Annotated in this window: 12 protein-coding genes; 4 read left to right on the top strand and 8 right to left on the bottom strand. The window is 56.6% G+C overall.

Going from position 1 to position 6,789, the window contains the following annotated elements:
• Positions 1 to 166 precede the first annotated feature (166 nt).
• The 4 genes from GSQ79_RS10385 to GSQ79_RS10370 are packed head-to-tail and all read right to left on the bottom strand — an operon-like array spanning position 167 to position 3,161.
• Complete coding sequence (locus GSQ79_RS10385) at positions 167 to 448, bottom strand: phage head-tail joining protein (RefSeq protein WP_158808641.1); 282 nt, start codon at positions 446 to 448, stop codon at positions 167 to 169.
• A 4-nt stretch (positions 449 to 452) separates the two neighbouring features.
• Entirely contained in the window at positions 453 to 2,420 is a 1,968-nt protein-coding gene (locus tag GSQ79_RS10380; protein WP_158808640.1) for a phage terminase large subunit family protein, read from the bottom strand.
• Positions 2,395 to 2,952: a hypothetical protein gene (locus GSQ79_RS10375; RefSeq protein WP_158808639.1), complete on the bottom strand. Its 558-nt coding sequence runs from the start codon at positions 2,950 to 2,952 to the stop codon at positions 2,395 to 2,397. Before GSQ79_RS10375 ends, GSQ79_RS10380 begins: the two co-directional genes overlap by 26 nt.
• A complete protein-coding gene (locus GSQ79_RS10370; protein WP_158808638.1) occupies positions 2,949 to 3,161 on the bottom strand; it encodes a hypothetical protein in 213 nt (70 codons plus the stop codon). Before GSQ79_RS10370 ends, GSQ79_RS10375 begins: the two co-directional genes overlap by 4 nt.
• 274 nt (positions 3,162 to 3,435) lie before the next feature.
• Between GSQ79_RS10370 and GSQ79_RS10365 the strand changes: the two genes are divergently transcribed.
• From GSQ79_RS10365 to GSQ79_RS10350, 4 genes are all read left to right on the top strand, one after another.
• Positions 3,436 to 3,705 carry a hypothetical protein gene (locus GSQ79_RS10365; RefSeq protein WP_158808637.1) on the top strand — a complete coding sequence of 90 codons (270 nt, stop codon included), beginning with the start codon at positions 3,436 to 3,438 and terminating at the stop codon, positions 3,703 to 3,705.
• 108 nt (positions 3,706 to 3,813) lie between these two features.
• Positions 3,814 to 4,401 (top strand): NUMOD4 motif-containing HNH endonuclease, encoded by a 588-nt coding sequence (locus tag GSQ79_RS10360; protein ID WP_158808636.1) that lies wholly within the window; start codon positions 3,814 to 3,816, stop codon positions 4,399 to 4,401.
• Positions 4,402 to 4,559: 158 nt separating this feature from the next.
• Positions 4,560 to 4,904, top strand: coding sequence for a hypothetical protein (locus tag GSQ79_RS10355; RefSeq protein WP_158808635.1), 345 nt, complete (start codon positions 4,560 to 4,562; stop codon positions 4,902 to 4,904).
• Positions 4,901 to 5,110 carry a hypothetical protein gene (locus tag GSQ79_RS10350; RefSeq protein WP_158808634.1) on the top strand — a complete coding sequence of 70 codons (210 nt, stop codon included), beginning with the start codon at positions 4,901 to 4,903 and terminating at the stop codon, positions 5,108 to 5,110. Before GSQ79_RS10355 ends, GSQ79_RS10350 begins: the two co-directional genes overlap by 4 nt.
• A 432-nt stretch (positions 5,111 to 5,542) precedes the next feature.
• Here GSQ79_RS10350 and GSQ79_RS10345 read toward each other — a convergent pair whose 3' ends face one another.
• The 4 genes from GSQ79_RS10345 to GSQ79_RS28955 form a co-directional block, all read right to left on the bottom strand.
• Positions 5,543 to 5,998: a hypothetical protein gene (locus GSQ79_RS10345; protein ID WP_158808633.1), complete on the bottom strand. Its 456-nt coding sequence runs from the start codon at positions 5,996 to 5,998 to the stop codon at positions 5,543 to 5,545.
• A 40-nt stretch (positions 5,999 to 6,038) separates the two neighbouring features.
• Positions 6,039 to 6,263 (bottom strand): hypothetical protein, encoded by a 225-nt coding sequence (locus GSQ79_RS10340; protein WP_158808632.1) that lies wholly within the window; start codon positions 6,261 to 6,263, stop codon positions 6,039 to 6,041.
• 7 nt (positions 6,264 to 6,270) lie between these two features.
• Entirely contained in the window at positions 6,271 to 6,453 is a 183-nt protein-coding gene (locus GSQ79_RS10335) for a hypothetical protein (protein WP_158808631.1), read from the bottom strand.
• A 148-nt stretch (positions 6,454 to 6,601) separates the two neighbouring features.
• Positions 6,602 to 6,789: hypothetical protein (locus GSQ79_RS28955; protein ID WP_210253051.1), on the bottom strand; the 188-nt coding region annotated here is incomplete at its 5' end.

The raw sequence follows: 6,789 nt of genomic DNA, 5'->3' as shown, positions 1-6,789 counted from the left end.
AACAAGCCCCGGCCACCCATGTTCGCAGCCGGGAAGGGCGCGTTGACGGCAGCTTCGTACATGCGCTTGCCGGTCTTGGCAGGCGTCGTTGGCTCGGACGTATGAGTTTCGGGCGCTTTGTTCGTGACGTAGCTGGCGACGCGCTTGAACCAGCCTCTACGATCGCTCATAGACCTCGGTATCCGCCGAACCGATACCGGTATCCGTTGCGGAAGACCGCGCGGCCGACAGTGGGCTTGCGGTAATTCGGGTTGAGCAGCTGGTTGAGGATGCCGGTGACGTAGTTGACCGCCATCTTCATGTCGTTGATCGAAGCGTAATCTACGCTACGACCGTCATAGGAGACGCGGGTGGCACCCTGGCCAATGGCGTCTTGAAGAGCGGTGATCTGGCCTTGAAGTTGAGCGATCCGCAGTTGCGTTGCTGGATCAGTTGTTGTCGTCGTCATTCAGCTATTTATGCAGCCATCCCCGGTTCGATCCGCCGAGGAAACCTTTCTGTTGCTGCTGAGGCCGGTAGCGAGGTGATGGTTTGACTTCTTGCGGCGCGTTCAACGATGCCAGCGGCTTGATCTCGTCAGCAATGGGCGCGGGGATCGGCTTGGGTTCGGGAGTCTCGCTGGGCATGCCTTCAAGACGATCGAGACGAGTTCCCAGGCTTTTGAGCGCCGCAAGACCGTAAACAAATAGGTCGAGCGCTTCGTTTCGCGCGCGGATTGGGACCCAAATTCGAAATGGTCTGCCCGCGCGGTATCGGGTGACCACCTTTTCGGCCGTCAACTGGAGAAAATACTCATCGTCACAATCGGCGCCGAAGTGGATGTAACCTGGGCCGGGCTCGCGAATGCGGAGGCGGCTATAGATGGCTTCCTTTGCCGTATCTACGCCGACGATGTAAACGGTGTCGGCGCCCTTGTTTCCGCCCTTGCTGGCCCGCTTTGGCCAGATCGTCTTCGGTCCAGCGGCGCCCTTGATCGCGTAGACGTTCTGCTTCTTCCGCGTCTTACAGAAAGAGTAGACCATTGCCGCGTGATGGCCACCCGAATCGACGCAGGTCGCTCGGATGCGGAGCGTTCGCCCGTCTGCGCTATGGTAGCGATCGGTGAGGACCGCATCGAGCTGAGCCCATACGTGGGGCTGGGAAGGATCACCAAGCAGGACTTCGGTCGCAACGACCCAGGCTTCTTCTTTCGCGCCCCAGCCGACGATCTTCACTTCGAGACGGTCGTCCTGAGTATCCACGCCCGCTGTTAGAACTTTTACGGATTCGGGGATCGTATCGCCGTCGTGATTTTCGACGCGGGCCTGGAGGTTGCCAGCGCTGACCGTCTCGCCTTGCTCTTCCCACGTCTGACCCCACACGAGGTTGCAGAACGTTTGAAGCTGCGTCGGATCGTGTTTGACGCGCAAGAATTCCTCGACGAGGAAACGCCACGCCGCATTCGGGAACAACGAGTACGCCGCCCAGATGTGGAAACCAGCATGGCCCGTGAACGGTGCTTCGGCGATCCACTCACCGTTGTCGATCATCTTCGGCTTATCGTGCTCTTGGATGATGCAGCCCGCATCCTCGCACACGAAATACGCGGTCTCAGGGTAGTGCTTCGTGGTTTTTCCGGCCTCATCCACGTCTTTGTCCCAGCGGATGTTCTCCCACTTCAGAACTTGCATGTGGCCGCACTGAGGGCAGGGCACATGGTAGCGGCGCTGGTCACTCTCCAGGAAGCTCTTCTCAATCCTCGACGAGCCCTTCAGGGTCGGCGTGCTGCCGAGGATGATCTTGCGGTTCCAAAAAGTCTCGGTGCGCTTGATACCGAGCGCGATCTGATCACCTTCGTCGTCAGCGCCGCCGACTGGGTAACCGTCAACCTCGTCGAAGGCGACGACACGCGCCGTGATGCGGCGAAATCCAGCGGCAGAATTTGCGCCGATGAACGATATCGACGACCCGTTGGAAAACATCCGTTTTGCGACGCGCTGATCTGAGTCTTTCGCTTTCAGATCGCCGACAATTGCTGCCAGACAGGGTGTGTCCCTGAGCATCGGCGCGATCTCAGTGCGGCTGTAGTCTTCGGCGTCGGCGACGGTCGGCTGCACCACCAAGATTGGGCTTGGATCGTGCGCGATGTGGTAGCCAACGATATGGTCGAGGATTTTCGTGTAGCCGACGCGAGCCGACTTCATCACTGTGATCTGAGTGACGCTCGGATCGGTGACCGCATCCATGATGCCGTCTTGGTACTTGAACGATCGGAACTTGCCCGCGTCGGCCGAGGTCTCAGCAGAGAGATGCGCGTACGTGTTAGCCCACTCGCTTAACGATAGGTGCGTCGGCGGCTTTAATGCCTCTAAAATTCCCTTGCGGAGCGCAGCAACGAGGGCAGTTGAACCGTTTTTATATTTGGTCAGCTTGTACGTCATAACTCAATTCTTGAAGCGCCAAGACAATCTCGGCCTCCAACAGGGATTTCACTTCGTTCGCGGTCTTGAGGATCGATGCGCGCGGCGCGACGCGGGTCGGAATGCTGAGCAGCTTGTTCCGAACGCGCGCAAATTCGGCGACGACGGCCGACGCGACATCCTCGACAAGGACCACGGCGCCCGATTTCACGTCGTATTCGAGCTGCTTGAGCAGGGCGAGATAGTTTTCTTTCTTCTGCTTGGCCTGGGCTTCGCTCAACATGACGAAGTCTGGACTGGTGACGAGCTGGCTAGCGATGCGCTCGGCGTGCGCGTCCACTGCATCTTCGTCGGCCTCGACGATCTCCGGCTCGATGTCGGCGATCGGCGCGGGTTTCTTCGGCCGCTTTCGCCAATCTGTTCCGACGAGGCCCGGATCAAGCGTGCCGTCCGCGTTGGGGATGAGGTAGCCCTGCGTGACCTTGCGCCTGACTAATTTCTCGTCGCATTGATCGCGTCGTGCGAATTCTCGCTGTGAGATGCCTTCGCTCAATTTGCCTTCGGTAAGCGGCGGACGCCGTCGAGCGTCTTTTCAAGCGCGACAATCTGGTCACGGATGATCGCGATCTCGGTGTCGCAATATTTTGCGATCGAACGGTGCGCGTCGCGATCCGTGAGCAACTTCATGATCTGGATATTGGCCTCGTCAATGGCGATGGCGATCGTCTCGATGAGCGTCGGCTCGGTGGCGGTGTTGTTCATGTTGGTATTTAGCCGGTGCGGACACCGGACGATGGTTCGCACCTAGAAATGCATCGAGGGCGGGCACTCCCCGCCTGGAGGGTGCTATGGAGGAGGACCCGCCGGTTTCTGTGGCAGAAATGCCACCTGTGCAGCCCGTGCCGTGGCCGTGGAGGGTCGTCGAGGCTTTTCTGCAACGGCTTGACGCCAGCGCGCGTCGATCGCCGTCAGCGGGCTTCCTAGAGGCTCGCGCCAGGACGGTTGACTCGTCGTGCGTGTGACGTTCGATATAAGAATGAAACGAGAACGCCCGCTCGATCGCGATCTGCCGACAGTGGGCGACAGCCGTCGTCACGGACTGAAGCGACTAACTGTCGAGTGCTCACAGCTTGGTTGTCCACACGAACGCGCGTTTACGTTCGACGAGCTGGCGCTGCCGGATGAGATGATCTTCATCCACGTTCCTCGTTATCGACGCTTCATATGCTCGCGATGTGGTGGGCGCCGCGTGACCGTTCGTGCAGATTGGCGCGATCACAATGCGCATGGCAAAGGTCAGCGCTAGCGTTGTTGTCGTAGACCGTTCTACAAAAACATCCGAAAACGGGCCTTATTAGGCGTCTATCCGCTCAATCCGGTAAATATTCGTACAATATTGCCGCTTGAAGGATATATGGACGATACAATCTATTGCTTTGACGATTACACAAATGAGGTATGGAAAGAAGTTGTTGGGTTTGAAGGCTATTACGAAGTCTCGGATATGGGCCGGGTTCGATCGGTGACACGTCTCGTTACACAGTTTAATCCAAAGATAGGGCGTGACGTAAGCTGGACGCGTATCGGCAAGATCATGAAGCCCAGGCGTTCGACAAGTGAGGGTCGGCTGAAGTATTTTGGGCTGACGTTGTGGAAGGATGGCAAGCGCGTTGATCGAGCGGTCCACACTCTGGTGATGCAGGCGTTCGTCGGCCCGCGTCCCGATGGCTGCGAAATCGCCCACCGCAGTGGCGATCCTACCGACAACCGTCTTACTGAGCTGCGCTACACGACGCACATCGATAACTGCAATGATCGTCGAGCCCACGGCACCGAGGCGATTGGGGAGCGCAACCCCAGCGCAAAACTCTGCGAGATGGATATCCTCATGATCCGCTGCAACGCGGCCGGATTGACCGTTCGCGAGCTGGCTGCTCAGCACAAAGTTTCCCGGTCGGCAATTTACGCTGCTCAGTCAGGCCAATCCTGGTCGCATATCTGATCTTGGCGAGCTGAAGCTTAACCCAACGGACGACGCTACAAGCGGTCCGGCAGCTGTGATAAAGTGGCAAGGGGGGAGCAAATTCGATGGTATGGTGTGAAAGATGTGCGCTTGGCCTAGCTGCGATAGCAGTCGTTCTATTTGGAGTTCACTTCGCTGTGAACTACAGTGATCTTTCCAAACAGGCAGAGAAGGAACAAGCCGGTTTTGCTGCTTTCAAAGAAGAGTGCAAAAGGTATTGGTCCGGTCAATATGCGAGCGGCTCTGACGAGCTGGACAAAACCATAGCCTACTACGATTGTGCAAGTCATGATAAGAGCGTAAAGCTGCAAATATCGGATTATACCTCTCGTCCAACACAAATATACGAGCCGTATTACAGCAACCTTGCGAGGGTTCTGGCCTTTGGCGTTCTGCCGGGTTGGCTCATTCTGAGAATACTTGATTTCATGCTAGGTGGTCCAGGGCGGCGACGGCAAAATAGTGAAGCGAGGGTAAATTGATGAATAAGCCTGAGACACGTGACATGTTGGCTGTAACAGTCATTGGTTGCCAAGCGGCGGCCGCGCCTGATGGGGCGGCTTTAGTGCTCCGAACAGCCGAGTCGGGCGAGGTGGCTTTTGGGTTGAATTTGCAAATGATCCATGCGTTGCGTGAGGCGCTTTCGAAGGCGGAGCAATTTTTGGCTCAGCAGGCAGGCCATGCATAACCCAAAGGCCACCGTCAGCGTAGAAAGAACTTGAACGCGACAAGCCGTGGTAAGCTGTGCAGTATTTTCCAAATAAGCGTATCAGTTATTCCGTTTGTGATCACACAAATGTGTGTGTTGGCGCTCTGCGTCGCTGAGTGCAGACTAAAGATGGCTGCAATTCTGCTCCCCCCACGGTTCACGTTGCAGCCCAGCCGCTCGGTAGAGGCCTATCCTACCGAGCGGCTGCAAGCTTAAGCTTATGGTCCGCGCAGTATTACCATTTGTTTATTTCGTAACGCCAGCCTAGCACCAGCCTGATCTACCACCATGTGATGCTCACATATTGGACAAGCATCGAAGGTGGTCATATGAGCGAGAGAACAGAGAGGCTGGTCGAGCGGCTGATATTCCTCATGCAGGAATCACAACGTCGTCACCGCCCAAACGCGGCTAAACGCCGGAAGAAAACGTAGCATCCTGCGTGGGTTTTTGTCTAAGACAACGATGAGCTTGAAGCCTGTCAACGTTACTCGCTGCTGAAGCAAGAACCAATTTTAGAACAATGCCGATAGCTGCCGCGCAAAAAATGACCATCAGACGCTTCGAAGGTGAAAGTGCGGAATATTTGCGAGGCAAACGCGGGTGAGAGACAACCAACCAGATAATTGAGCCAGCTATCGCAAAGCTATTCGCAATAATGGTGTAAGCGATGACTGCTCCAGCGTTACAAGATGCAGCTTGTACGTAGAATGCTGCGACAAAAACGAAAACAGGAGCGGCTGCGATGCAATTATATAGGAAGCGGCGCCATGGCGGGATCGCGGCTATCTTGGCGTACCACTCTTCGCTTCGATCCACGCGCGCCATGTGCCCACCCACTTTCAAGTTGATGCATATCACGGGCATACCTAACTCCTGATTGCTTCTTAGGATAGCGTCACAACCGTCAGCGTGCGGCCTCTTGTGCCCAATCACTACACATGTCCTCCAGGGCCGTCGTATCGTCTTTCAGCTGCGATACGACCTCGTGCAGATCGTGCAGAAGCTCTGGAATGCTGGATGCGGCGCCGCCTCTATCGAGGTGCAGGGACGCGTAGTGGATGTGCCGAGCGATCATCATCAGGTCTGCCTCGATGCGCGCGGAAAAGGCGATGCCGGTGGGCTGAGGCATGCGCGGGCTATTTGCCGCCAAAAATCTTGGCCCAGATCGATTTCGTTTTCGCGTCCACCGCAGCCTGGATTACCGCGATGCGCGCTTCGATGCTTGCTGCACGCTCTTCGACAGCCTTCGCTGCAATCGACTCAATGCTGGCGATGTTTGCCTCGACGGTGGCCTTAAGCGCGTCGATCTGCGCGATCAACTTTGCGATTTCTGTAGGCGCGGTAGTGGCTGTCGGGGTCGTTACAGCTGCCGGGGCAGTAGTCGTTGTAGCGCTTGGCGTGTCGGTAGCAGTTGACGTTGTAGAGGTGGTGGTCAAAACTTATCTCCAAAAGGGATTGTCGGAATATTTATCGCGGGCCTAGTCGGTAATTCTGATAAGGCCGGTTTTCACGTGTTTTCAAACGGTCGGCTGTAAGTTCTTGGCCGCCTCGCGGGCGCGCTGTGACGATATGCAAGGGCTTTGGCGCGGGCACCGCCTTCTTGATCGCGATCGTCTTCATGGGGAATCGCAGGAGCGCCGTGGAGGCCCGCAATT

This window comes from Beijerinckia sp. L45 (assembly GCF_009765775.1).
Taxonomy (GTDB): domain Bacteria; phylum Pseudomonadota; class Alphaproteobacteria; order Rhizobiales; family Beijerinckiaceae; genus RH-AL1.
Note: the sequence above shows the minus strand (reverse complement) of the source record. Positions and strands in the feature narration are given on the sequence as shown.